The organism is Lentzea indica, assembly GCF_012184385.1.
Taxonomy (GTDB): Bacteria; Actinomycetota; Actinomycetes; order Mycobacteriales; family Pseudonocardiaceae; genus Lentzea; species Lentzea indica.
In genome coordinates, this window is the sequence record NZ_VSRL01000057.1 from 1 (window position 1) to 22397 (window position 22397).

The following is a 22397-nucleotide window of genomic DNA, read 5'->3' on the forward strand; positions in this document are numbered from 1 at the left end:
CCGCGTCGGCGATGCCGGACGGCAGCGCGCCGTGCCCGGCCAGGACGACGGGGATCGGTCATCGACGGTTCCTAACTCTTGGGTGCGGGAGGCGCGAACCAGCCGGAGCCAGCCCAGCGTCAACGCCCACCCACGACGACGATCGCCGATGACCAGCACGGGCTTCAGCCTCGCCTTGGTCAGCAGCAGGTACGCCCCCGCGGTGACGAGCACGGGAAGCAGGTGCGGCAGCAGGTCGTCGAGCCGCTCCTGGATCGGCACGGTCTGGGTGACCTCCCGGCCGTCGACAGTGGTCGTCTGCCGATAGGTCAGCGTGGTGACGACCTTGACGATCGACGGGATGAACCCGCCGAGCACGACGAACCCGAGCACGGTCGCGCCCTGCGAGAGGCGGTCCAGCGCACCGATGGCGAAGCGGGCGGCCAGCCTCTTGCCCTCGCGGTAGGCGAAGCGGAACTGCCAGCGGCGCACCAGTGCGTACGGCACCAGCACCATGACCATGGTGAAAGCAGGCCCGAACCAGTTGCCCTGCAAGGCGAGCGACGCGCCGATGGTGAAGATGATGCTGTTGTACAGCGCGAAGACGAGGGTGTCGCCGATACCGGCGAGCGGTCCCATCAACGCGACCTTGGTGCCCTCGGCGGACTCGGGCGACCGCGCCTCCTCCATCGCGATCGCCGACCCGAGGATCAACGGCCCGCCCACCAGCACCGAGGTGTTGAAGAACTGCATGTGCCGCTGCAGACCGAGCGCGTACTCCCGGTCGTCCGGGTACAGCCTGCGCAACGCGGGTTCCATGGCGTACGCGAAACCGAGCCCCTGCATCCGCTCGTAGTTCCACGACACCTGGCTGGACCAGAAGTACCGGCGGAACGACCTCCTGAGGTCCTGGTCCGTCAGCCTTCTGTCCACATCGGACGGTTCGGCAGGCCCCGGCTCCGGCTCCGGCCGCTCGGCGCGGCCGACGACCAGGAACGCGATCGCGACGCCCAGCAACGCGATGCCCAGCACCGGAACGTCCATGTACGCGAACGCCACGAACCCGATGAGCAACAGGTACCAGTACTTCGACAGCTGCATCATGGACAGCAGCAACGCGAACCCCACCGCGGGCAGCAGTGCCCCGGCGAGCGTCATGCCGTTCACGAACCCGGCCGGAATCTCCCTGGTGAGTCTCTCGACGACACCGCTGGAAGCGGTCAGGGCGGCCAGGAACGTGGGAATCGCCCGGACCCCGCACCACGGCACGAGACCGAGCCAGTGAATCCTGGCCAGACCACGTGCGTTGCCCGAGGCCGCGTAGTGGTCGGCGCGGTGCACGAGGCCCGTTGTGATCATCTTGCCGACCGGGTCCAAAGTGGACAGCAGGATCGCCGCGGGCAGCGCCACCGCGATACCGACCGCCACCTGCGCGCTCAGTGGTCCGGCCGCACTCCCCGCGAGCGCGGTGCCGACGATGGCTCCGGTCTGGTAATCCGGAATCGTCGCGCCGCCGTACTGGTAGACCCCCAATGCAACCAGTTCCAGCGTCGCGCCGATCGCCATGCCGAGCAACGGGTCACCGGTGATGAGACCGGCCACTGAGCCCGCCACCAGAGGGCGTCCCGCGAACAGCAGGAACGGCCCCAGCACGTCGTAGGTGCAGATGACCGCCCACAGCGTCAATGCCAGTGCCACGATCATCAGCGCCTACAGTCCTTTCCGGTCTAGCAGTGCGGTGAAGTCAGCCGCTTTGTCCCGCGGCATCTGCTGCGCGACAACAGGAATCCCCGCCGCCGCGATCCGGCGGTAGCCCACCGCGTCCTCCGTGGTCACCGCGATCGACCTGGTGACCATGGTGTAGCTCGAGCCGGCGCGGGGTGCGACGTTCCCGACGTTCACCACCTTCGGCCGCACCCCGCCCTCGACGAGCCGGAACGCGTCGGCCGGATGCTTCGCGATGAGCATCACGTCCTCTCCCCAGACGCGTTCCACCACCTCGGCGACCGTGAGCACTTCGGTCGGCAGCCCCCTCGCCGCCTGCGGAAGCAACATCCGCTGCAGATCGTCACCGGCAACCTCGTCGTTGCAGACGACCAGTCGCCGCACGCCGAGACCTCCCGTCCACGCGACCGTCACCTGTCCGTGGATCAACCGGTTGTCTACACGCAGATGTACCCCCGCCATGCCCACTCCCCCTGGTCAACCGACGTGTTCGATACTGGTGTAAACCAGTATCGACTGTCAATGGGGAACCGGCGAAAACGACCGTTCCGGGCACTCCGACGACAACGCCCCGGCACCTCGTCGAGGTGCCGGGGCGTTGTCGTGCCTCAGGTCAGCCGATCTTGCCACCGGTGAACTGCAGCGGCGTCGCCGGATCACCGGACACCGACGCCCTCCACAGGTGGTGGAAGTTGTCGTCGCTCTTCGCGGCGATCGCGACGTCACCCGACCGCGTCAGTCCGAGGCTCGGCGGGTTGTAGAAGGTGTGCGGGTAGCCGTCCGGCACGATCCTCTTCCACGCGTGGAACTCCCGGCCGCCCGCGGCCGTCGAGGTCGTCACCAGTGGCCGACGGTTGTCACCCAGCACCGTCACGGCCACCGAACCGTTCGGCAGCACCTGGGCGCCGGCCAGGTTGCTGTCGACCGTTCCGGGAATCGGGCCGCCGACGAGCTCCCAGGTGTTCTCGAACCCCGAGCGGTCCGCCTTCTCGCGGAGCAGACCGACCTGCCACTTCTCGTTCACGAAGTGGAGACCCACGGCGAGGATGCCGTCCTGCCCGTCACCGGTCAACGTGACCTGGGTGGCGTCGCTGTTCAGCGTGCCCTTGCGCACGGGGGTGGTGCGCGGCGTGTGCCGGAACCACTCCTTCGAGCGCTCGATGGCGACGACGATCGTCGTCTCGTCGCCCCGGCTGATCACCGACGGCGTGCCGACGTAGTTCGTGTGGACGTCGCCGAACGGTCGCCACGCGACGAACTCGCCGCTGGGCAACTGCTCGCGGACGAGACCCGTGCCGCGCCGCGCCGAATCGTTGTACTGGCCCGTGCCGTACACCGCGATGGTGCCGTCGGACCTGCGCACGACCGCCGGCGTCGACGCCAGCCTGCCCTTGAGGGACAGCGGCGCCTCCCACTGGCCGTTCCTCAGCGTGAGGAGCTTGGCGTCTCCCGTCTCGTACTCGGTGACGCCAACGACCGCGGTACCGGCGTCGTCGTCGAACACCGGCGACGAAACACCGCCGTACCGGCCGCCGACGACGCGGGTGGTCCAGCTTGACCCGGTCGAGTAGGTGTCGACGACTTCCTTGTCGTTGTTGACGTCCACCAGATGCGTGCCGCCCGACGCGGGCGTGACGATCGCGGGCGGGCTGACGCTGCTGCTCCAGCCGCCCACTGGGGCCGGTGCCTTGAGGCCGTGCGCCACGCAATCGTTCGTGGTGGCCGTGATGTCGACGTCGGTGCCCCAGTCGGAACCGATCACCGTGCCGCCGGACGTCTGCCAGTCACCGAACTCGAAGTACTCGTCGTACCGGTTCCACAGAAGCTGTCCGGTGTCGGACCGCACCGCGTAGTAGACGTCGCCACCCGCGGAGAAAAACTTGGTCTGGCCCGCCCACTTGGTCGACGGGTTCAGGTCGTAGGCGACGAACCGCTCGGTGTCGCGGTGGTAGCGGAACCGGTGCAGGGTGCCGGAGCTGTCCCGTGCCTGCAGGCCACCGCTGCCACTCGCGGCGATCACGTCGAACCGGCTCCAGCCCACGTCGAGCACGCGGCCGCTGCCCGGCGCCCACCGACGCGCGTCCTGCTCGTAGTGCCACCACCGCAGTTGGTCGCCCTCAAGCGTGTAGAAGGAACCGTCGGCGTCCACGGTGATCTTGCTGCGGTTGGCCGTCTCGGTGAACTTCTGCCAGCCCCACCCGAAGGTCTCGTACTGGCCACCGCCTGGGAACGTGTCCCAGCCGCTGCCGTTGTACCGCAGCCTGCGCAGCTCACCACCCGTGGTGATGTTGAACAGCCAGCCGTTCGGTCCCGCGAACGTCTTGCCACCCCACCCCCAGCCGACCTGCTTGGCGCCTGCCCAGCTGAACGACCCGGTGGCCGGGCCCGAGTGCTGGTAGTTCCACAGGTCGCCGTCCGCCTGCATCGTGAAGATGTTGGCGACCGGCTTGCACGTCGGCGCCACCGCGGCGGCGGTGCCCGCCCCGGCGGTGATCGCGGTGATCGTCGTCGCGAGCGTGGCCGCGGCGAGGCACAGCGATCTCAGTCTTCTGTTCACGTCAGGCCACCTGCCTTCCGTTGAACGTGAGCTGTGCTGCGGCGTCCTGCGGGACGCTCGCCTCGAACAGGTAGTCGATGTTGCCGTTGAAGGACTCACCCGTGCTGCCGCGACCGATCGACAGCACACCGGTGAAGCTCCAGCCGACCACGCAGGCGGTGGCGTCCTTCTGCGTGTCGGCGCTGTCCTGATAGCCGACCGTCAGCCTGAGTGTGCGCGCTCGCGTTGTAGGTGGCCACGAGGTGGATCCACTTGTTCGCGACCGCGTTTGCCTTTGCCCGCCACCACTTCGACGGGTTCACCGCCGCGTCATAACCGAGCCGGAACGCCGACTCGACCGACCCCTCCTGGCTCACCACCGTGCGGTTCACCGTGTCGTCGGTGAGACGAACCCGTGCTGACACCGTGAACCCCTGGCCGGTCTCAAGCACCTTCGCCCGTATGGGGCGAACTGCTCAAGAACAACGAATACGAAGGCGCATCCGGCGCAGCAACAGCAGCCGAAGCATGAACCCCCTGCAACAGCGACAACGCCGCCACCACACGCAGCCCAAACGAGCTGCCAAGACGAAGCCCCCAAGATCCGCGCGTGCCCCCGACAACACGCAGAACGTCAATCCCAGGCAGCCTCGCACCCAACACCCCACCAGGCAACAACAAGCCCACGATTCCAATGTGGATTCCAGGCCCTCAAACCACCGACGGGTCAAGCGAAGCGAAGACCAACGCCGCGGGCGGGTCGAGCGAAGCGAAGACCCGAAGCGGGGTCCGGGGGCGGGTCGAGCGAAGCGAAGACCCGAAGCGGGGGTCCGGGGGCGCAGCACCCCGGCTGGGGTCTGGGGGCTCGGCCCCCAGAAAACACTCGAAGGGCGAGGCGGTCCGCGCTTTTTGCGGACACACCTCGCCCTTCGACCTTCGATGCCCCCGGTGCGACTCGAACGCACACTGGACGGATTTTGAGTCCGCTGCCTCTGCCGATTGGGCTACGGGGGCGTAGCGCGTTGAACTCTAGCGGATCTCGCCACCGAGTTACGCGCGGGGACCCTCAGGACTTCACCAAACGGCCGATGGCCGCCGACGCCTCCGCCAGCTTCTCCTCTGCCACCGGGCCTCCTTCTGCCGCTGCCTGGGCCACACAATGCTTCAGGTGCTCGTCGAGCAGTCCCAGCGACACCGCCTGAAGGGCCTTCGTGGCCGCGGAGATCTGAGTGAGGACGTCGATGCAGTATTCGTCGTTCTCGACCATGCGCTGGAGGCCGCGGATCTGTCCCTCGATGCGGCGCAGTCGCTTGAGGTATGCGTCCTTGTCCGCGGTGTACCCGTGCATCGGCTCCTGACCTTCCCTACCCCTGGCGGGTATGTCGAGGATACCTGCACCGGATGGGGGTGCGTTATGTGCGACGCTGCTCCGTCAGCGGGAATGGGGAAGGGGCCAGCAAGCCCAGCAACGGGTCGAAGTGAGACGACTAGCTGCACATTTTGGACCCATAACACCCGTGCGGTTTCAGCGGGTAAATGACCCGACCGGGCGGTTGGGGTCACATTTTAGCGGCGAAAGGTTCGCCGTTTTTCCTCTTGTGGACTATGGTGTTGTCGGAGCACGTGGTTACGTCGAGGATCCGCGTGCTATGTGAGTACCCAACGGAGGAACAGTGGCACAGCAGACCGTCGTCCAACTCATCGACGACCTCGACGGCGGAGAAGCCGACGAGACCGTGACCTTCGCACTTGACGGTGTCGAGTACGCCATCGACCTGTCGAAGGGAAATGCGGAGCGGCTTCGCGAGTCGCTGGCGGACTTCGTCGCGAAGGCTCGTCGTGCGGGTGGCCGCAAGCAGCGCAAGGGCACCGGCAAGTCCACGGTGAAGGCCACCGACAAGGCTGAGGCACAGCGCATTCGCGACTGGGCTCGTGCACAGGGGCACCAGATCTCGGACCGCGGTCGCATTCCGCAGAACCTGGTCGTGCAGTTCCAGGAAGCACACGCCTCCTGACCTGCTAAAACACGCGAGGTTTCCACACGTCGGCCGGACCACCGGCCGACGTGTTAACCAAGGATCAACCTCGCCAAGGATCAAACACGGTCTTGTTCGTTCACACTCGTGTCTATCCCCGGAACGTGGGATCAACGACCGGGAAAGTCCGCTCCGAACAGGCGTAACACCGCAGTGGCCTTGACCGCTGTCTCCTCGAATTCCTCGTCAGGGTCGGACAGCGAGATGACAGCTCCGCCGACACCGAAACTGACCCGGTCGCCGTTCGCGACCAGCGTTCGGATGACGATGCTGAAGTCGGCTGCTCCGTTGAGCGAGAAGTAACCGAGCGCTCCCGAGTACACCCCACGTGGACCGGCTTCCAACCCATCAAGGATCTGCATGGTCCGGATCTTCGGTGCACCGGTCATGGATCCACCGGGAAACGCGGCTCGAACACATCGGACAGCAGAACTGTCCGGCCGAAGTCTGGCCCGCACGGTGCTCACCAATTGGTGTACGGTCGCGTAGGTCTCGACGTCGAACAACCGCGTCACCTCGACCGAACCCACTTCCGCGCAGGTGCCGAGATCGTTGCGGACGAGGTCCACGATCATCAGGTTCTCCGCCCGGTCCTTGACCGAACGGGCCAACGTTGTGCGCAGCATCTCGTCGTCCTGCGCATCAACACCTCGGGGGCGTGTGCCCTTGATCGGCGAAGACTCCACGACGCCATCTCGGTCGACCGGATAAATCGTTCGGGTGACGTGCTGAGCACGGACAGGTCACCGAAACGCAGCAACGCCCCGAACGGAACGGGATTAGCGGCGCGAAGCAGCCGATAAGTGCCCCACGGGTCGAGCGAGGCACGCCACGACATCATGTTCGTCAAGCACGCCTCGTACGTCTCCCCCGCCGTGATCGCTTCCTGGCACGCGCTGATCAGCTTCAGGTAGTGCGAGCGCGGATGCCGCAACGTCACGTCCGACACGACCGGACGCGCAGGTTCGCCCAAAGGCGTCAGATGCGTCAGAACGGCGGAAACGTCGTCGAACCAGGAGTCGTCGGTCAGCGACAGCAAATAGACGCAATCATCAACGTGATCGATGACCACGGCACGGTCCGTGAAGACGAACGACGCGTCTGGCTGTTCCGCGCGGTGTGCGAAGTCGCCGCCGCACTCCGCTTTCAGCTCGTAGCCGAGGTACCCCACCCACCCGAGCGCGAAGTCGAACGGCACGTCGGGCTGCTCGACGCCCCACGACGAAAGGTCCTCGTCCAGCCACGAGAAGAACGAGGGACAGGACAGGCTCGAGCCGTCGAGCGTGAGCATCTGGTGCTGCACGGAGTACTGCGCAACGCGTGCCAGGGGCCCCGAAGCGTCCCCCATGAACGAGAACCGCCCGCCGGTCCCGCTGTCCAGCCAGAACGCGGTCTCAGAGGCCCCGTACAGCGCCGCGAACGTTTCTTCGGCACCAGCGACTACGGCGAGCCTCCGCACGTGCACAGGGCGCTTCTGAGGCTCTGGCCGAACCACCACCGGCTCCGGCACCGCGGCCGTTCGCGTCGGGGTCAGCGCGCTGAAGTTGGCGAGCATCTCGCGTCCGAAGTCGGTGCAGATGGACTCGGGGTGGAACTGCACACCCCACGCCGGCCTGTCGAGAGCGCGCACACCCATCAGCACAGAGTCATCACTCCACGCGATGGCTTCCAAAGACGAAGGCAACTCCGTGACAGCCAACGAGTGGTACCGCACGACGTCCAATGGCGACGGCAGCCCAGCGAACACATCGACGCCCGTGTGTGTAACCGGGGAAACGATCCCATGGCGCGGCACGGGCGCGGGCCCCACGACCGCGCCGTAGGACTGGCACAGTCCCTGATGGCCGAGACACACGCCCAGCAACGGAATCTCGGCGTGGTCGATCACCGCGCGGCAGATGCCGAAGTCGGCGGGGTTGCCCGGCCGGCCGGGGCCGGGCGAGATCACCACGTTGTCGAACGACCGCAACGAGGCAAGCCGAAAGCGCGGGTCGTCGTTGTGGACGACCACGGGCTCGACTCCGTTCACTTCAGCGAGGTGCTGGAAGAGGTTGAACGTGAACGAGTCGTAGTTGTCGATGAGCAGGGTTCGCATTGCAGGACAGCACTCTACCTGCCAAAACACCCGAACAGAGCAACGAGAGAGGGCGGCCACAAACGTGACCGCCCTCCGAACAACGCGCTAACTCAGCCGCCGACGCGGAACCGGGGATCCGTCGCCAGCTCGGCCAGCTTGTCCTCGGTGAAGAGCGGCCCGTCGAGCGCCGGGTAGCCACTGCCCGCGTACTTGTCGTCCTGCGCGATCGTCACGATCGAACCGTCCTGGGCCTTGTAGCTCGCCCACTTGTCGAACTGGTCGCGACCGCTCGGATTGCTCTGCACGACGCCGACCTTGAGGCCCTTGACGTCGTACACCTTGCACTCGCCACCCATGCCCCAGAACGTCTTCGCCAGTGCGCACGGGTCGTCCGGGAGTGCGGGGTTGGGCGTGGACACCTGGGCGAGCAGCCAGCCCACCTTGTCGTCCTTGCGCACCGGTGTCTGGGCCATGTACTCCCAGACCTCGACCTCGTCGCCCCTGTTGGACGACACCTGCCCCTGGGTGCGCTGCATGTCACCGCTGTAGCCCTTGGAGTCCTTGTATTTGAGCTGCGGTGCCTCGTACCCGGCCGGCACCACGCCCTTGAGCTCGTCGAGCAGCTTCTGCGCCCGGTCCGCCTGGGGACCGTTCTTGGCCGTGCGGTCGGTCTGCCCGTCCGGCCACTGGCCCGCCCAGGAACTGCTGCTGCTCGGCCCGGCTCCCATCATGTACTCCTTCGCGCCCTGCGGGTTGAGCGCGAACGCCGACCCGAGGCCGACACCGACCACGAGCACCGCGACCAGAGCACCGACGGCCGACGACCGACGCTTCGACCTGGCCTTGCGCGCCACGTCGAGTGCCCGTCCGGGGTCCATGGCCGGGGGCGGGCTGCTCGCCACCACAACGTCCTCGAAAGCCCTTTTGAGGTCCTGTTCGTTCATCGAACCCTCTCCTGCTGTGAGAGCAGACCGCGCAGCGTCTGCAGCCCCCGCGCGGCCTGACTCTTGACCGTTCCTTCCGAACACTTGAGAACAACGGCCGTCTGCTCGACGGACATGTCCTCCCAGTACCGCAGGACGAGGCACGCACGCTGCTTCGGAGGCACCTTCGCCAGAGCCTCCAACAGCACCATCCGTTCCTCCGGGTAGATCCCTGGCGGAGCGGCCGCGTCGGCGATGTCCTCACTCGCCGACTCGAACCGGAACCACCCGCGCCGCCGCTCGGACAGGAACGTCCTCACCAGGATCTGCCTGGTGTAGGCGTCCAGTGCCTCGTGCCGCTGAATCCGGCGCCAGGCCAGATACAGCTTCGTGAACGCTTGTTGCACGAGGTCTTCCGCGCGATGCCAGTCACCGCACAGCAGATATGCCGTGCCGCGCATGACGTCGGAACGGGCCGCGAAGTACTCCTGGAACGCGGCGTCCCGATCACTCATCAGGTCTCCCCCTTCTGCGGTGCCGGGTTAGTCACGCCACCTCGGGCCTGGCGGGTTGCATGAACCTGACGATGAATCCAGAGTGCCACCGACTGTGACGGATCGCGTGCCGAACGTGAGCAGGTGGTGTGGAGTGCGGCGGCGTAGGCCCCTCCACCGACCACGCCCGCCGGGCCGAAAAGCATACTGATGTCGTGATTTTCCTGTTGCTCCTCGGAGTTCCGGTCGCGCTGGGCCATCTGTACCTGTGGCGCCGGCTGGTCGTGGACACCACACGCCCGCGCACACTTGGACGCCGCATCGGCACGGTGGCCGTCATCGGGGCGTTCGTGATGCTGATGAGCGCGCTGGTCGTGACGCGCAGGGTGCCGCCGGAGTACGGGAAGTTCTTCGCCTGGCCCGGGTTCGTGTGGCTCGCCGTGCTGTTCTACCTGGCGATCGCGCTCGGCATCGCGGAGATCCCGCGCCGGATCCTGCTGAAGCGAGCGACACTCGCACCGGTGGCCGTCGGCGCCGGCACCGAGCCGGTCGAGCCCGTCGAGGTCGTGCCGGATCCGTCACGGCGGCTGTTCATCTCTCGGTCGGTCGCGATCGGCTCCGGCATCGCAGCGGGCAGCGTGGTCGGCTACGGCATGACGCAGGCACTGGGCGCGCCGCAGCTGCTGAACGTGCCGGTGACGCTGGACAAGCTCCAGACCTCGTTGTCGGGCTTCCGGATCGCTGTCGTGAGCGACATCCACCTCGGCCCGCTGCTCGGGCGTTCGCACACCGAGCGGATCGTGCGGATGATCAACGAGCAGGAGGCCGACCTCGTCGCGATCGTCGGTGACCTGGTCGACGGCAGCGTCGCCGAGCTGGGTGAGGCCGCTGCACCGTTGCGGGACCTGGCGTCGAAGCACGGCAGCTTCTTCGTGACTGGCAACCACGAGTACTTCTCCGGCCACGAGCAGTGGATCTCGGAGCTGGACAGACTCGGCGTGAACCCGTTGCGCAACGAGGGTTTGACGGTGGCCGGCGGCATCGAGCTCGTCGGTGTGAACGACGTGACGGGGAAGTCGTATGACGACGCTCCGGACTTCGACCGCGCTTTCGCGGGCAGGAACCGGAACAACCCCGTCGTCCTGCTGGCCCACCAGCCGGTGCAGGTCAGCGACGCCTCTTCACACGGCGTCGACCTCCAGTTGTCCGGTCATACACACGGTGGCCAGATGGTGCCGTTCAACTTCGTTGTGCCGTTGCAGCAACCCAGCGTCGCGGGGCTGTCGAAGGTGGACGACACGTGGCTGTACGTCAGTCGTGGCGCGGGTTTCTGGGGGCCGCCGGTGCGTGTGGGCGCTCCTCCGGACATCACGATGATCGAGCTGCGCGCTGCTGGCTAAATCACACTCGGCCCAACGGGATTGCGCACTTGCGGTGTCCAGGCCGTAGAGTGGACGGCCGTGCCCGCGTACGGACCGCGAGGCGGATGAAGGGGGAACCCTGGGGAAATGACCGAGAGCTTCGCCGTCGACCGGCGTTACGAGGCAGAGGCTCGTATTCGGCGTTTCCTGGACCAGGAGAACCCGTCGACACCGTGTCTGGTGATCGACCTCGAGACGATCCGTGCGCGCTACCAGGCGATTCACGCCGCACTGCCGTCCGTCGACATCTTCTACGCCGTCAAGTCGAACCCCGAGTCCGACGTGGTCGGCACCCTGGTCTCCGAGGGTTCGCACTTCGACGTGGCATCGCCCGCTGAGATCGACCTGTGCCTGGCGCGCGGCGCCGCACCGGCGTCGATCTCCTACAGCAACCCCATCAAGAAGGCCGCGGACATCGCGTACGCCTACTCACGCGGGGTGCGACTGTTCGTGTCGGACAGCGAGCAGGACGTGCGGTTCGTCGCCGAGCACGCGCCGGGTTCGTCGGTACTGGTGCGAATTCTTGTACACAGCAAGGGTTCCACGTACCCGTTCGGCAACAAGTTCGGTTGTGATCCGGAGATGGCGACGGATCTCTTGCGGCTGGCGCACCATTCAGGACTCGTTCCTTTGGGTGTCGCTTTCCACGCGGGCTCGCAACAGCTGTCCGTCGACGGCTGGGACTCCGGCATCGCCGATGCCGCGTTGATCGCGGCCAAGCTGCGCGCGGAAGGCATCGAGACCTCAACTGTCAACCTGGGCGGCGGACTTCCGGCCGTGTACCAGGCTTCCACGCCTTCGCTCGAGGATTTCGCCTCTGCCATCGAGGCTTCGATCGCGCGGCACTTCGGCGCCGCGCGTCCGCGGGTGATGATCGAACCGGGCCGTGCGATCTCCGCGGAGGCCGGAATGATCCGTTCGTCCGTCGTGCTCGTGTCACGGAAGTCCTATTCGGACGAACGCCGCTGGGTCTACATCGACATCGGCCGCTACCAGGGACTCGCCGAAACCGAAGGCGAGGCGATCGCGTACAGGTTGCAGACCTCGCGTGACGGCGGTGAGGTCGGCCCGATCGTGCTGGCCGGCCCGACGTGCGACGCGGACGACGTGATCTACCAGCACACCCGCTACGACCTGCCGCTGGACCTGCAGGCGGGTGACCACGTGGACATCCTCCACGCGGGCGCCTACACCTCCTCCTATTCGTCCGTGTGCTTCAACGGCTTCCCGCCGTTGGCCACGTACTGCATCTAAGTCCGTCGTAATTCACATAGTTTGGAGTGATTGATGTCCGAAGCGCCCTGTCAGACCGAGGAGACCGTCGGTTTGTTCGCGGGACAGCACGTACTTGCAGAGCTCTCGGGTGTGAGCGCGGATCTGCTCGACGACGAGCAGTTCCTCCGGCACGCCCTTGGTGAGGTTCTCACGCAGGCCGACGCAACGGTGCTGGAGGTGATCTCCAAGAAGTTCGAACCTCAAGGAGTCACCGTGCTGGCTTTGCTGTCGGAGTCCCATGCGTCGATCCATACCTATCCCGAAGTGGGTTCGGTGTTCGTCGACGTGTTCACCTGCGGTACTCGTGCGAAGCCCGCGCTAGCCGTCCAGCTACTCGCTGACGCCCTGGGCGCCGCTCACGTGAGCACGGACGTCGTCACTCGTGGCATCAAGGAGCACGCCGCGTGAACACCATCAACGAGCCGCTCGCCGAGGGCATGACCCGCCACTGGCGCGTGGACGAGGTGCTGGTCGACACCAAGACCGACTTCCAGCACCTGGTGATCGCCCGCACGGCCCAGGGCGTGTCGCTGTTCTGCGACGACGACCGCCAGTCGACGGAGTTCAGCCAGCTGACCTACCACGAGGCCCTGATGGTGCCGGCGCTCCTGCTGGCCGACACCGTCGAGCGCGTGTTGGTCATCGGCTCCTCCGAGGGTGTCGTGTGCCAGATGGCCGTTCAGCACGGCGCGACCGTCGTCGACCACATCGACATCGACGAGCAGGCCGTCAAGCTATGCGCCGAGCACCTGCCGTACGGGTACACGCTCGAGGAGCTGGCACTCGCCGAGAAGGGCGACGGCCCGATCCGCGTGCAGTACATCGACGGGTTCGAGTACATCCGTACGACGTCGGAGAAGTACGACATCGTGCTGGTGGACCTGCCCGACGAGCGCGAGGAGGAGGCTCAGCAGAACCGCTTGTACGGCGCCGACTTCCTGCGCATGTGCAAGGCCCTGCTGCGTCCCGGCGGCGTCGTCGTCAACCAGTCCGGCTGCCAGACGATGTGGCGCAACACCACGCTGATCCGCTCCTGGCAGCGGTTCAACGAGGTGTTCGACACCGTGGCGTACTACGGCTCGGACGAGCACGAGTGGGCATACCTGTTCGGCCGCGCGGACGTCGTCGAGGACCCGACCGCGCTGATGGTCGAGCGGTTGAAGACGGCCGGGTACCAGCCGGAGTCGATCGACGACCTGGCGTTGCTGGGCAACAGCATTCCGCCCTACCGGGTACGGCAGTCGCTGGCCTGAGGGTTCGATTTTGAGAGGGGCGCTTCCCGTTTCCAGGGGAGGCGCCCCTTTCGCTGTCTCCTGGCGATGGCGGCGCAGGGCGTGGCGGCCAGCCCGATGATCGAGTCGCGTGGAGGGCACGGCCCCACCCTCCCGGGGGCTGACCACCACGGCCGCAGAACCTCAATTTAGACGCGCAAACACCGTGTCAAGCCGCCGTTCGGCGATCTGTGGACAACCCGAGCCGCCGACTGAGTTGTCCACAGATCGGCCGGTGGCGGCTTGACACGGCGATTTCGCGAATAAGCTGAAGACGCTGGCCGGTCTGCCCCCTGGGAGGGTGGGGCCTGCCTCGGGGCGCGAATTCGCCATCACACGCCCACGTGCAGCAGGCCCGAGAGCACGTACAAGACCGGTAGCCCACTTGACTGTTCTCCCCATGGCATTGAAGCGTGCCGGGGAGCCCTACCTGAATCACCGGGGCCAGCCCCGCAACGGGGCTGGCGCCAGGGTGATCTCAGCTCAGCGACTGCTTGAGGAAGTCGACCTGCAGGAGGAGCAGGTTCTCGGCCACCTGTTCCTGCGGGGTCATGTGCGTAACACCCGAGAGCGGCAGCACGGTGTGGGGGCGACCGGCGGCGAGCAGGGCGCTGGAGAGGCGCAGGGTGTGCGCGGCCACCACGTTGTCGTCGGCCAGGCCGTGGATGATCATCAGCGGGCGGGAGAGCTTGTCCGCGTCGGCGATGAGCGAGTTCGAGTCGTAGACCTCGGGCTTGTCGTCGGGGTGGCCGAGATAGCGCTCGGTGTAGTGGGTGTCGTAGAGGCGCCAGTCGGTGACCGGGGCGCCGGCGATGCCCGCGTGGAAGACGTCAGGGCGCCGCAGCACGGCCAAAGCCGACAGGTAGCCGCCGTAGGACCAGCCGCGGATCGCGACGCGGGTCAGGTCGAGGTCGGGCTCGACGGCCGCGGCCGCGTGCAGGGCGTCGACCTGGTCTTCCAAGGTGGGGCCGGCGAAGTCGTACGCGATCGCGCGTTCCCAGGCGAGACCGCGGCCAGGGGTGCCGCGTCCGTCGGCGACGATGACCGCGAAGCCCTGGTCGGCGAGCCACTGCGACGCCAGGAAGGAGTTCTGGGACGACAGGACCCGCTGCGCGTGCGGGCCGCCGTACGGATCCATCAGCACGGGCAGCTTGGTGCCCGGCACGTGGTCGGACGGCAGCAGCAGCGCGGCACGGATCGAGCGCTCGCCCAGGGTCAGCAGCCGCGGGGACGCCTTGAGCACCGGAGTCTCCGCCCACGACTCGATCTCGTGGTCGCCGATGGTGACGCGCGCGCCGAACCTGTCCAAAGTGGCCGATACGAGGACAACCGTGTCACCGCCGCGAATCGCGGAATGCACACCGTCCTCAGTGGACAGCTTCTCGACGGTGCCACCGACCGAGTAGACGTGCACCTGAGTTGGGTCGCCGGCCGAGGCCGAGACCAGGATCGAGTCGTCGGCGATGTCGAGCACCCTGCGCACCTGGAGGCCGGCCGTCAGGACGTCGTCGCCGACCTGGAGCGCGTACTCGTCGCCCTCGCCCACGATCCGCACGAGGCGGCCGTCCGGAGTCCACGCCGGAGCGCCGTCGGTGACCTCGAGCCACGTCGGGTCGGTCTCGACGGCGAGCTCGGTGACAGAACCGGTGTCGGGGGCCAGCGAGTAGATCCGGCGCGTGCGCTGGTCACGGGTCTGCGTGGTGATCAGCGGGGCGCCACCGGACGACCAGTGCACGTCGTTGAGGTAGTCGAACTCCAGCAGCACCGGCACGAAGGTGCCGTCCAGCGACACCACGTGCAGCGACACCGTGGCGTTGGTCGTACCCGCCGCCGGGTAGGCGATCTCGGTGGCCGCCGTGCCGGGGTTCGCCGGGTCGGCGATGTACCAGCGCTGCACCGGGGCGTTGTTCACGCGCGCGGCGATGAGGCGCTTGCCGCCCGGCTCCCACCAGTAGCCGCGGTAGCGCGACATCTCCTCGGCCGCGATGAACTCGGCCAGGCCGAACGTCACGTCCTCGCCGTCCGGGACGGCGACGGCGGTGTCCTCGCCCGAGTCCAGCTCGACCACCCGCAACGTGCCGCGCGTAACGTACGCCACACGCTCACCCGTCGGGTCGACGCGCGGGTCGATGACGCCACCCTGGGTGGGCAGCTCACGGACCGCGCCGTTCGTCAGGTCGGCCACGAACAGACGGCCGGACAGAGCGAACGAGGCGACCGAAGCGTCCTTCGAGAGTGTGTAACCGACGATGCCCGCGCCGGACTCACGCGTGCGCTCGCGGCGTGCCTTCTCCTCCGCGGGCAGGTCCTCCGGATCGGTCAGCAGCGTCGCCGGGTCGGCGATCAGCCTTTCGACGCCGGTGGCCGTGTTCAGCTCCCAGAGTCCGTTCGCACGGCTTGTGGCCGTGGCCGGACGCAGGAAGAAGACACGTGCCCCGTCCGACGACACCGCGAAGGTCCTCGGTGCGCCGACGGTGAACCGCTGTGTGCGCGCCTGTTGGCGCGGGAAGGAGATGTCGTTGCCCACCCGCCAACACTAACCCGCGCACGTGTGCGGCACGGGTGCTGTGACGTGCACTGCCTGGCGCGATACAGACCCGACGAAGGTTGCGGAGGCGACACCGGACGTGCGCGGAGGACCGTGCCTCTAGCCCACGCGACTTCGCGGAGGCAGGGGAACGAACCCACTGGTACGCCGCACGTACTCGGCATAACCAGGCCGGCGCGACACGATGTCCTTCTCGAGCAACGGCTTGCCGGTGCCCTTCGCGAGCAGCCACGTCATGATCACCGGACCGATGATCGTGAGCGCGGCCTGCCACGAATGCAGCGCGAACAGGAACAGGCCCCACCACACGACGGCGTCACCGAAGTAGTTCGGATGCCTTGTGTAGCGCCAAAGTCCGCGATCCATCACAGCGCCCTCGTTCGCCGGATCCGCCCGGAACCGGGAGAGCTGCCAATCACCAACGGCCTCGAAAGCGAAGCCGACCATCCACACGCCAGTGCCCACCCAATCTAGCACCCCGAACGGGACCGAAAGATGCTGCGCGGCCTGCACCGGCAGCGACACGATCCACATCAGCGCGGCCTGGATCAGGTAGACGCGATACATCCGCAGACGCGGATTTCCCTTGGCACGCCTCAAAATGTCCTGGTATCGCGGATCTTCGTCCTTGCCAGCGTTGCGCACGAAGATGTGCACACCCAGGCGTACGCCCCAGATCACCGTCAGCGCCGCCACCAGCCACCGCCGAGTTGGTTCGCCCTCCGCGAACAGCAACGTGACCACCGTGATCACGGCGAACCAGGGCCCACGCGGAGTCGATCAGGTCATAGCGCTTGCGGGCGTCCGCGTACAAGAACAGGCCGCTGAGCAGCAGGACGACCGTCACCAAGCTGATCAGGAAGCTCATCGGGTCACCAGCTCACCCACCACTTTCAGTTGCAATGCAAGTGTCACGACCTCCGAGATCCGAGGCCGGCAGGTCACACCGCGCCGAACGAGCCGCCAGATCCGGGAAAGACCGCTCACGTACGCGCGCGCTGGACCCAACTCGTTCGGGCTCCAGGCGAGCCGCCTCACCGCGTCCCGGGACCGGACCACGAGCATGGTGCCGTCCTGCGGCCCTGCCACGCTCCCGCTCCACGCCCGAATTCCGATCTGCAGCGGCGAACCCCAGTACCCGCTCGGCCATTCCTGCCAGCTGACCAGCAACGATCACCCCGCACCTCCTGTGTGACCTGGCTCCGCCAGACGTTCGAGACGGCAGCGGGTTCGGTTCGTTTCTGAACCGAGACGCAACCGCGCCCGTATGGCCTCGATAGAGCGAACGACGGAACAAGGAGGACATGAGTGTGATCCGACGTAACCGCATTGCCATCGGGCTCGCCGCGGGGCTGGCAGTTGTGCTGGGTCTGGGTGTCTGGAGCGCCACGGGAAGTGGCACGAACAACTCGAAGCCGGTGGCACAGACCGAAACCGACCTGGGCGTTCTCGGCGACTACGGCGACGTGGGTCAGCCCCCGGTACTCCAGGAGCCCGCTCAGGCGCCCGAAACCCCTGTTCAGCAGCAGGCACCGGAAACACCTGCCCCGGCAGCACAGCCTCCCGCGGCCGCTCCGGTCAGCTCGTTGAAGCTGGTCGGCAAGCCGGTCGACAAGATGGGCCTGGTCGTCCAAGACGGCGACGGCCGCACCATGTACCGCTTCGACAAGGACACGCCGAAGCCGGAAGGCAAGTCGAACTGCAACAACCAGTGCGCCGTGACGTGGCCGCCACTGCTGTCGGACACGGTCCCGCAGGTCGAGGGCATTGACGCGAAGCTCGTCTCGCTGATCACCCGCGCGGACGGCAAGAAGCAGGTCGCCATCGACGGCTGGGCGCTGTACGCCTACTCGCAGGACCCGAAGCCGGGTGCCTGGAAGGGCCAGGGTGTCGGCGGCACCTGGTTCGTGATCCAGCCCGACGGCAAGCGCAACGTGGAGTGCCTGCCCCCTGGCGTCACGGCACCGGCGGCGTAACCCCAAAGCATCCCGTTAGGACGGTCCATCTGAGACACACAACACCCTGACACGGTGAGACCCCGGCCCTGGGGAAGGGGCCGGGGTTCCCGTCGTTTCGCTCCAGGGTCACAAAACGAAGGGGCGCCACCGGAATTCCGGTGGCGCCCCTTTCAGTTCACGCTCAGAGCGTCGAGTACAGCGGGTGCTTGGCTGCAAGCACCTCGACGCGGGAGCGCAGCTCGTCGAGCGCCGCACCCGGCTTCAGGGCCTCGGCGATGACGTCGGAGACCTCGATGAAGTCCACCTCGCCGAACCCGCGCGTGGCCAGCGCCGGCGTGCCGATGCGCAGACCCGACGTCACCATCGGCGGGCGCGGGTCGTTCGGCACGGCGTTGCGGTTGACCGTGATGCCGATCTGGTGCAGCACGTCCTCGGCCTGCTTGCCGTCGAGCTCCGAGTTGACCAGGTCGACCAGCACCAGGTGCACGTCCGTGCCACCGGTCAGGACCTTCACGCCACCAGCCGACACGTCTGGCTGCGACAGCCGGTCGGCGAGGATGCGGGCGCCTTCCAGCGTGCGACGCTGACGGTCGGCGAACTCCGGCGAGGCGGCGTGCTTGAACGCCACGGCCTTGGCCGCGATCACGTGCTCCAGCGGGCCACCCTGCTGACCGGGGAACACCGCCGAGTTGATCTTCTTGGCGATGTCCGCCTCGTTCGACAGGATCACGCCACCCCGAGGCCCGCCAAGGGTCTTGTGCGTCGTGGTCGTCGTGACGTGCGCGTGCGGGACGGGCGACGGGTGCAGGCCGGCGGCCACGAGGCCGGCGAAGTGGGCCATGTCGACCATCAGGTAGGCCTCGACCGAGTCCGCGATGCGGCGGAACTCGGCGAAGTCCAGCTGGCGCGGGTAGGCGGACCAGCCGGCGACGATCAGCTTGGGGCGGTGCTCCTGAGCAAGGCGCTCGACCTCGGCCATGTCCACGCGGCCGTCGCCATCGGAAACGTGGTACGGCACGACGTTGTAGAGCTTGCCGGAGAAGTTGATGCGCATGCCGTGCGTCAGGTGGCCGCCGTGCGCGAGGTCCAGGCCCAGGATCGTGTCGCCGGGCTGCAGCAGCGCGAACATCGCCGCGGCGTTGGCCTGCGCGCCCGAGTGCGGCTGGACGTTCGCGAAGCCCGCGCCGAAGAGCGACTTGATGCGCTCGATGGCCAGGCGCTCCACGACGTCGACGTGCTCGCAGCCACCGTAGTAGCGGCGGCCGGGGTAGCCCTCGGCGTACTTGTTCGTGAGCACAGAGCCCTGCGCCTGCAGAACCGACACGGGCGTGAAGTTCTCCGAGGCGATCATCTCGAGGGTGCCCTGCTGGCGCGCCAGCTCGGCGGCAACGGCCTCGGCGACCTCGGGGTCGTACTCCGCGAGGGAGGCGTTGAACTGGTCGGACATCTGGAAGAACTCCCTACTTGGCGCGCTTGTAGAACGGAAGTGCGACGACCTCGACCGGCTGCTTCTTGCCGCGGACGTCCACCAGCAGTGGGGTACCCGGCTCGGAGCTGGCCTTCGACACGTACGCCATGGCGACTGAGTAACCGAGGGTCGGCGACAGGGCGCCCGAGGTGACCTCGCCGACGACCTCGTCACCGTTCAGCACCGCGTAACCGTGGCGCGGGGCGCGACGCTCAGGGGTCTTCAGTCCAACCAGGACCGAGTCCACACCGGACTCCGCCACCTTCGTCAGCGCGTCGCGGCCCACGAAGTCGCCCGGCTTGTCGAGCTTCACGACGCGGCCGAGGTTCGCGTGGTACGGCGTCAACGAAGTCGTGAGTTCGTTGCCGTACAAGGGCATTCCGGCTTCGAGACGCAACGTGTCGCGGCAGCCGAGACCGCACGGCTTGAGCTCGTGCGCCTGTCCCGCGGACAGCAACGCCTCCCAGACCGCCGATGCGTCGGCAGGAGCGACGAAGAGCTCGAAGCCCTCCTCGCCGGTGTAGCCGGTGCGCGCCAGCAGCGCGTCGACGCCGGCCACCGTGGACGGGTAGGAGGCGTAGTACTTGACCGTCGAGAGGTCGGTGTCGGTCAGACCGGAAAGGATCTCGACCGACTTCGGGCCCTGGATCGCGATCAACGCGTAGTCGGTCGACTTGTCCGTGACGACGGTGTCGAAGCCGGCAGCGCGCTCGACGAGAGCCTCGGCGACCACGGCGGCGTTGGAAGCGTTCGCGACGACCATGAACTCCTGGTCGCCCAGGCGGTACACGATCAGGTCGTCGATCACGCCGCCGTCGGCCTGGGTGATCATCGTGTAGCGCGCCTTGCCGACGGCCAGCGCGGAGATGTGGCCAACCAGGGCGTGGTCGAGCGCCTCGCCGGCCTGAGGTCCGGTCAGGACGATCTCACCCATGTGCGTGAGATCGAACAGGCCCGCGGTCGTGCGCACCGCGTGGTGCTCGGCGAGCTCGCTCGAGTAGCGCAGCGGCATCCGCCAGCCCGCGAAGTCGGTGAACATCGCGCCGAGCTGCTCGTGCTCGGCGTTCAGAGGCGTGAGGCGGGACATCAGAACGCTCCTCCAGGGTGCGCCGAAGAGCCGGACGAGGCCGGCTGAGGCAACAGCAGAATGACACGGTCCATCGGAGACTCCTCTTCCAGAGCAGCCTCCCCCTCTGTCATGAGCCTGAGAGCTTCGCCGCGCAGAGCGCGGCTTGCACCGTGGGCGAGGCGCGAACGCCTGCTTTCCAGAGTTGCCTTCGTCGTGCGGTATCTGTGCCTGAGAGATTCCGGGGAGGAGTTGCTCCTTCGGCGCCTCTTCGAGAGAGGTCTCTTCCGCGCGACATCGACGGCCGTGTTCAGTTGGTAGCCCCAGACGCTAGCAGGCCAAACGTCACAGCGGCACGCCCTGCGCAGTCTTCTCGACCACCTTGCGCTCCGCCCAGAACGACAGGAACGGGACCGTGCCGGCGAGCAGCACGAGGGCGGTGCCCTTGATCGACCAGCGCAGCTTCAGCGCCAGGTCTACGGAAAACACCAGGTAGATGGCGTAGAGGAAGCCGTGGATCGGACCGACGACCTTCATCATCTGGCCCATGTCCGCGGCGTACTTGAGCACCATGGCCACGACCAGGAGCAGGAGGAAGACACCGACCACGTAAGCCATGACCCGGAACCGGGTCAACGCACCCTTCATCTGCCCGCCTTCGTTCAACGACCGTCCCGCGCGTTGAGCTCCGCGAGCATGCGGTTGTAGGCCGCGAGCTCCGCGTCTTCTTCGTCGTCGAAATGCTCAACGGGCGCGGGTTTGACGGCGTCAACGGTAGTCACCGGCTTGGGCGCGGGCGCAACCGGCTCCGGTGCGAGAGCCTCGTCACGGTTCTGGCGCGCCAAGCGGCGAAAGCGCCACACCATGAAGGCGGGGAAGAGGCCGAAGAGCGGCCACTGGAGCACGTAACCGAGATTCTGGAACGTGCCGCTGGCGGACTCGAAGCGCTGCCACTGCCAGTACGCGAGTCCGCAACAGGCGATCAGTGCGACCAGGCATGCAAACCCGATCAACACTCGCTGAGGTGTAAGGAGGCCGCGCACGGCCTCCAGACTACTTGGTGGGTACGGGGCTCCCGCCTCCGAGAGCCCGTCCACCTTCCTATGCCACGCCGTCCCGGCGCTGCCTCTGCAGACGTGCGACGCACCAGGCCGCGGCAGAACCGCGGCGAAGGTGCTGGAGAACCGTCATCGGTCCCAGGCGCCTCCCGAGATCGGCAGGAGTCAGGCCCGCCGCGCGGTAGTCGAGCGCACGCTGGTCCAACGGGCTGATGCCCGCGTCCCACCACTGCTCGGCCTCTGCGACATCGCCAACCAGCTGCCAGTAGCTCGCCGCGGCGGCGAGCAGTGCCTCGGGTGCCTCCGGCGCCCGCTTGCGCATCGCGGCCACGTAGGCCGGATCCGCCGAGTCGACCTTGACCAAGCCACGCGACCCGCCCTTGTTGCCTCCCCGCTGCACGGGGATGCCAGGCGCCGAGGGGGGAGCCTCCGCGAGCCACGCGTTCTTGATCCGGTTCACCTCCTGCATCTCTGCGTCATCAGACCGTTCAGCCGCCCACTGCTGCAACAGCTCGTGGACCCCGGAGTCCTCGACCATCCATGCCTCCTCGTTCGGTCGGGG

At 67.1% G+C, this 22397-nt stretch carries 22 protein-coding genes, 1 tRNA gene and 2 riboswitches; of the genes, 6 read left to right on the forward strand and 17 right to left on the reverse strand.

The window, feature by feature from the left end:
• From FXN61_RS17865 to FXN61_RS17895, 6 genes are all read right to left on the reverse strand, one after another.
• Positions 1–1683: PTS system mannose/fructose/sorbose family transporter subunit IID (locus tag FXN61_RS17865; protein ID WP_246291692.1), on the reverse strand; the 1683-nt coding region annotated here is incomplete at its 3' end.
• 6 nt (positions 1684–1689) lie between these two features.
• On the reverse strand, positions 1690–2166 hold the full coding sequence (locus FXN61_RS17870) for a PTS sugar transporter subunit IIB (protein WP_167975207.1): 477 nt from the start codon (positions 2164–2166) through the stop codon (positions 1690–1692).
• A 151-nt stretch (positions 2167–2317) separates the two neighbouring features.
• The gene (locus tag FXN61_RS17875) at positions 2318–4261 is read right to left on the reverse strand and encodes a tachylectin-related carbohydrate-binding protein (RefSeq protein WP_167975208.1); all 1944 of its coding nucleotides are present in this window, start codon (positions 4259–4261) and stop codon (positions 2318–2320) included.
• A 1-nt stretch (position 4262) separates the two neighbouring features.
• A complete protein-coding gene (locus FXN61_RS17880; protein WP_167975206.1) occupies positions 4263–4412 on the reverse strand; it encodes a hypothetical protein in 150 nt (49 codons plus the stop codon).
• Between the two features lie 768 nt (positions 4413–5180).
• Positions 5181–5254, reverse strand: a tRNA-Leu gene (locus tag FXN61_RS17890).
• A 52-nt stretch (positions 5255–5306) separates the two neighbouring features.
• On the reverse strand, positions 5307–5588 hold the full coding sequence (locus FXN61_RS17895) for a metal-sensitive transcriptional regulator (RefSeq protein WP_030466675.1): 282 nt from the start codon (positions 5586–5588) through the stop codon (positions 5307–5309).
• A gap of 325 nt (positions 5589–5913) precedes the next feature.
• Between FXN61_RS17895 and FXN61_RS17900 the strand changes: the two genes are divergently transcribed.
• Positions 5914–6255 (forward strand): histone-like nucleoid-structuring protein Lsr2, encoded by a 342-nt coding sequence (locus FXN61_RS17900; protein WP_053737894.1) that lies wholly within the window; start codon positions 5914–5916, stop codon positions 6253–6255.
• 131 nt (positions 6256–6386) lie between these two features.
• Here FXN61_RS17900 and FXN61_RS55430 read toward each other — a convergent pair whose 3' ends face one another.
• The 4 genes from FXN61_RS55430 to FXN61_RS17915 all read right to left on the reverse strand — a co-directional run bounded on the left by FXN61_RS55430 (position 6387) and on the right by FXN61_RS17915 (position 9791).
• Positions 6387–6962, reverse strand: coding sequence for an anthranilate synthase component I family protein (locus tag FXN61_RS55430; RefSeq protein WP_312877815.1), 576 nt, complete (start codon positions 6960–6962; stop codon positions 6387–6389).
• Positions 6851–8371 (reverse strand): glutamine amidotransferase-related protein, encoded by a 1521-nt coding sequence (locus FXN61_RS17905; RefSeq protein WP_312877816.1) that lies wholly within the window; start codon positions 8369–8371, stop codon positions 6851–6853. Before FXN61_RS17905 ends, FXN61_RS55430 begins: the two co-directional genes overlap by 112 nt.
• A gap of 92 nt (positions 8372–8463) precedes the next feature.
• On the reverse strand, positions 8464–9297 hold the full coding sequence (locus tag FXN61_RS17910; protein ID WP_167975210.1) for a hypothetical protein: 834 nt from the start codon (positions 9295–9297) through the stop codon (positions 8464–8466).
• Positions 9294–9791 carry a SigE family RNA polymerase sigma factor gene (locus tag FXN61_RS17915; protein ID WP_167975211.1) on the reverse strand — a complete coding sequence of 166 codons (498 nt, stop codon included), beginning with the start codon at positions 9789–9791 and terminating at the stop codon, positions 9294–9296. Before FXN61_RS17915 ends, FXN61_RS17910 begins: the two co-directional genes overlap by 4 nt.
• Positions 9792–9985: 194 nt before the next feature.
• Between FXN61_RS17915 and FXN61_RS17920 the strand changes: the two genes are divergently transcribed.
• The 4 genes from FXN61_RS17920 (at position 9986) to FXN61_RS17935 (ending at position 13719) form a co-directional block, all read left to right on the forward strand.
• A complete protein-coding gene (locus tag FXN61_RS17920; RefSeq protein ID WP_312877817.1) occupies positions 9986–11170 on the forward strand; it encodes a metallophosphoesterase in 1185 nt (394 codons plus the stop codon).
• 108 nt (positions 11171–11278) lie between these two features.
• Positions 11279–12445: a type III PLP-dependent enzyme gene (locus FXN61_RS17925; RefSeq protein WP_167975212.1), complete on the forward strand. Its 1167-nt coding sequence runs from the start codon at positions 11279–11281 to the stop codon at positions 12443–12445.
• A 33-nt stretch (positions 12446–12478) separates the two neighbouring features.
• Positions 12479–12874 carry an adenosylmethionine decarboxylase gene (speD, locus tag FXN61_RS17930; RefSeq protein ID WP_167975213.1) on the forward strand — a complete coding sequence of 132 codons (396 nt, stop codon included), beginning with the start codon at positions 12479–12481 and terminating at the stop codon, positions 12872–12874.
• 29 nt (positions 12875–12903) lie between these two features.
• Complete coding sequence (locus tag FXN61_RS17935; RefSeq protein ID WP_167975236.1) at positions 12904–13719, forward strand: spermidine synthase; 816 nt, start codon at positions 12904–12906, stop codon at positions 13717–13719.
• A gap of 496 nt (positions 13720–14215) precedes the next feature.
• Here FXN61_RS17935 and FXN61_RS17940 read toward each other — a convergent pair whose 3' ends face one another.
• A complete protein-coding gene (locus FXN61_RS17940; RefSeq protein ID WP_167975214.1) occupies positions 14216–16264 on the reverse strand; it encodes a S9 family peptidase in 2049 nt (682 codons plus the stop codon).
• 120 nt (positions 16265–16384) lie between these two features.
• Positions 16385–17038, reverse strand: a complete 654-nt coding sequence (locus tag FXN61_RS17945) for a DUF1295 domain-containing protein (protein ID WP_312877818.1) — start codon at positions 17036–17038, stop codon at positions 16385–16387.
• Between the two features lie 551 nt (positions 17039–17589).
• Between FXN61_RS17945 and FXN61_RS17950 the strand changes: the two genes are divergently transcribed.
• The gene (locus tag FXN61_RS17950; RefSeq protein ID WP_188135192.1) at positions 17590–18261 is read left to right on the forward strand and encodes a COG4315 family predicted lipoprotein; all 672 of its coding nucleotides are present in this window, start codon (positions 17590–17592) and stop codon (positions 18259–18261) included.
• 163 nt (positions 18262–18424) lie between these two features.
• Here FXN61_RS17950 and glyA read toward each other — a convergent pair whose 3' ends face one another.
• From glyA to FXN61_RS17975, 5 genes are all read right to left on the reverse strand, one after another.
• A complete protein-coding gene (glyA, locus tag FXN61_RS17955; protein WP_167975216.1) occupies positions 18425–19690 on the reverse strand; it encodes a serine hydroxymethyltransferase in 1266 nt (421 codons plus the stop codon).
• Positions 19691–19703: 13 nt separating this feature from the next.
• The gene (gcvT, locus tag FXN61_RS17960) at positions 19704–20798 is read right to left on the reverse strand and encodes a glycine cleavage system aminomethyltransferase GcvT (protein ID WP_167975217.1); all 1095 of its coding nucleotides are present in this window, start codon (positions 20796–20798) and stop codon (positions 19704–19706) included.
• Between the two features lie 99 nt (positions 20799–20897).
• Positions 20898–20985, reverse strand: a riboswitch (glycine riboswitch).
• A gap of 1 nt (position 20986) precedes the next feature.
• Positions 20987–21077, reverse strand: a riboswitch (glycine riboswitch).
• A 45-nt stretch (positions 21078–21122) separates the two neighbouring features.
• Positions 21123–21425: a DUF3817 domain-containing protein gene (locus tag FXN61_RS17965; protein WP_167975218.1), complete on the reverse strand. Its 303-nt coding sequence runs from the start codon at positions 21423–21425 to the stop codon at positions 21123–21125.
• Positions 21426–21439: 14 nt separating this feature from the next.
• Positions 21440–21793 carry a hypothetical protein gene (locus tag FXN61_RS17970; RefSeq protein WP_312877819.1) on the reverse strand — a complete coding sequence of 118 codons (354 nt, stop codon included), beginning with the start codon at positions 21791–21793 and terminating at the stop codon, positions 21440–21442.
• Between the two features lie 85 nt (positions 21794–21878).
• Positions 21879–22373: a helix-turn-helix transcriptional regulator gene (locus tag FXN61_RS17975; RefSeq protein WP_167975237.1), complete on the reverse strand. Its 495-nt coding sequence runs from the start codon at positions 22371–22373 to the stop codon at positions 21879–21881.
• Between the last annotated feature and the right edge of the window lie 24 nt (positions 22374–22397).

What these genes read in the sequence shown, in the direction of transcription:
- FXN61_RS17870 (WP_167975207.1), bottom strand. Translation starts at nt 2,166, where the DNA reads ATGGCGGGGGTACATCTGCGTGTAGACAACCGGTTGATCCACGGACAG.
- FXN61_RS17895 (WP_030466675.1), bottom strand. Translation starts at nt 5,588, where the DNA reads ATGCACGGGTACACCGCGGACAAGGACGCATACCTCAAGCGACTGCGC.
- FXN61_RS17905 (WP_312877816.1), bottom strand. Translation starts at nt 8,371, where the DNA reads ATGCGAACCCTGCTCATCGACAACTACGACTCGTTCACGTTCAACCTC.
- FXN61_RS17910 (WP_167975210.1), bottom strand. Translation starts at nt 9,297, where the DNA reads ATGAACGAACAGGACCTCAAAAGGGCTTTCGAGGACGTTGTGGTGGCG.
- FXN61_RS17915 (WP_167975211.1), bottom strand. Translation starts at nt 9,791, where the DNA reads ATGAGTGATCGGGACGCCGCGTTCCAGGAGTACTTCGCGGCCCGTTCC.
- FXN61_RS17925 (WP_167975212.1), top strand. Translation starts at nt 11,279, where the DNA reads ATGACCGAGAGCTTCGCCGTCGACCGGCGTTACGAGGCAGAGGCTCGT.
- speD (WP_167975213.1), top strand. Translation starts at nt 12,479, where the DNA reads ATGTCCGAAGCGCCCTGTCAGACCGAGGAGACCGTCGGTTTGTTCGCG.
- FXN61_RS17935 (WP_167975236.1), top strand. Translation starts at nt 12,904, where the DNA reads ATGACCCGCCACTGGCGCGTGGACGAGGTGCTGGTCGACACCAAGACC.
- FXN61_RS17950 (WP_188135192.1), top strand. Translation starts at nt 17,590, where the DNA reads ATGAGTGTGATCCGACGTAACCGCATTGCCATCGGGCTCGCCGCGGGG.
- glyA (WP_167975216.1), bottom strand. Translation starts at nt 19,690, where the DNA reads ATGTCCGACCAGTTCAACGCCTCCCTCGCGGAGTACGACCCCGAGGTC.
- gcvT (WP_167975217.1), bottom strand. Translation starts at nt 20,798, where the DNA reads ATGTCCCGCCTCACGCCTCTGAACGCCGAGCACGAGCAGCTCGGCGCG.
- FXN61_RS17965 (WP_167975218.1), bottom strand. Translation starts at nt 21,425, where the DNA reads ATGAAGGGTGCGTTGACCCGGTTCCGGGTCATGGCTTACGTGGTCGGT.
- FXN61_RS17975 (WP_167975237.1), bottom strand. Translation starts at nt 22,373, where the DNA reads ATGGTCGAGGACTCCGGGGTCCACGAGCTGTTGCAGCAGTGGGCGGCT.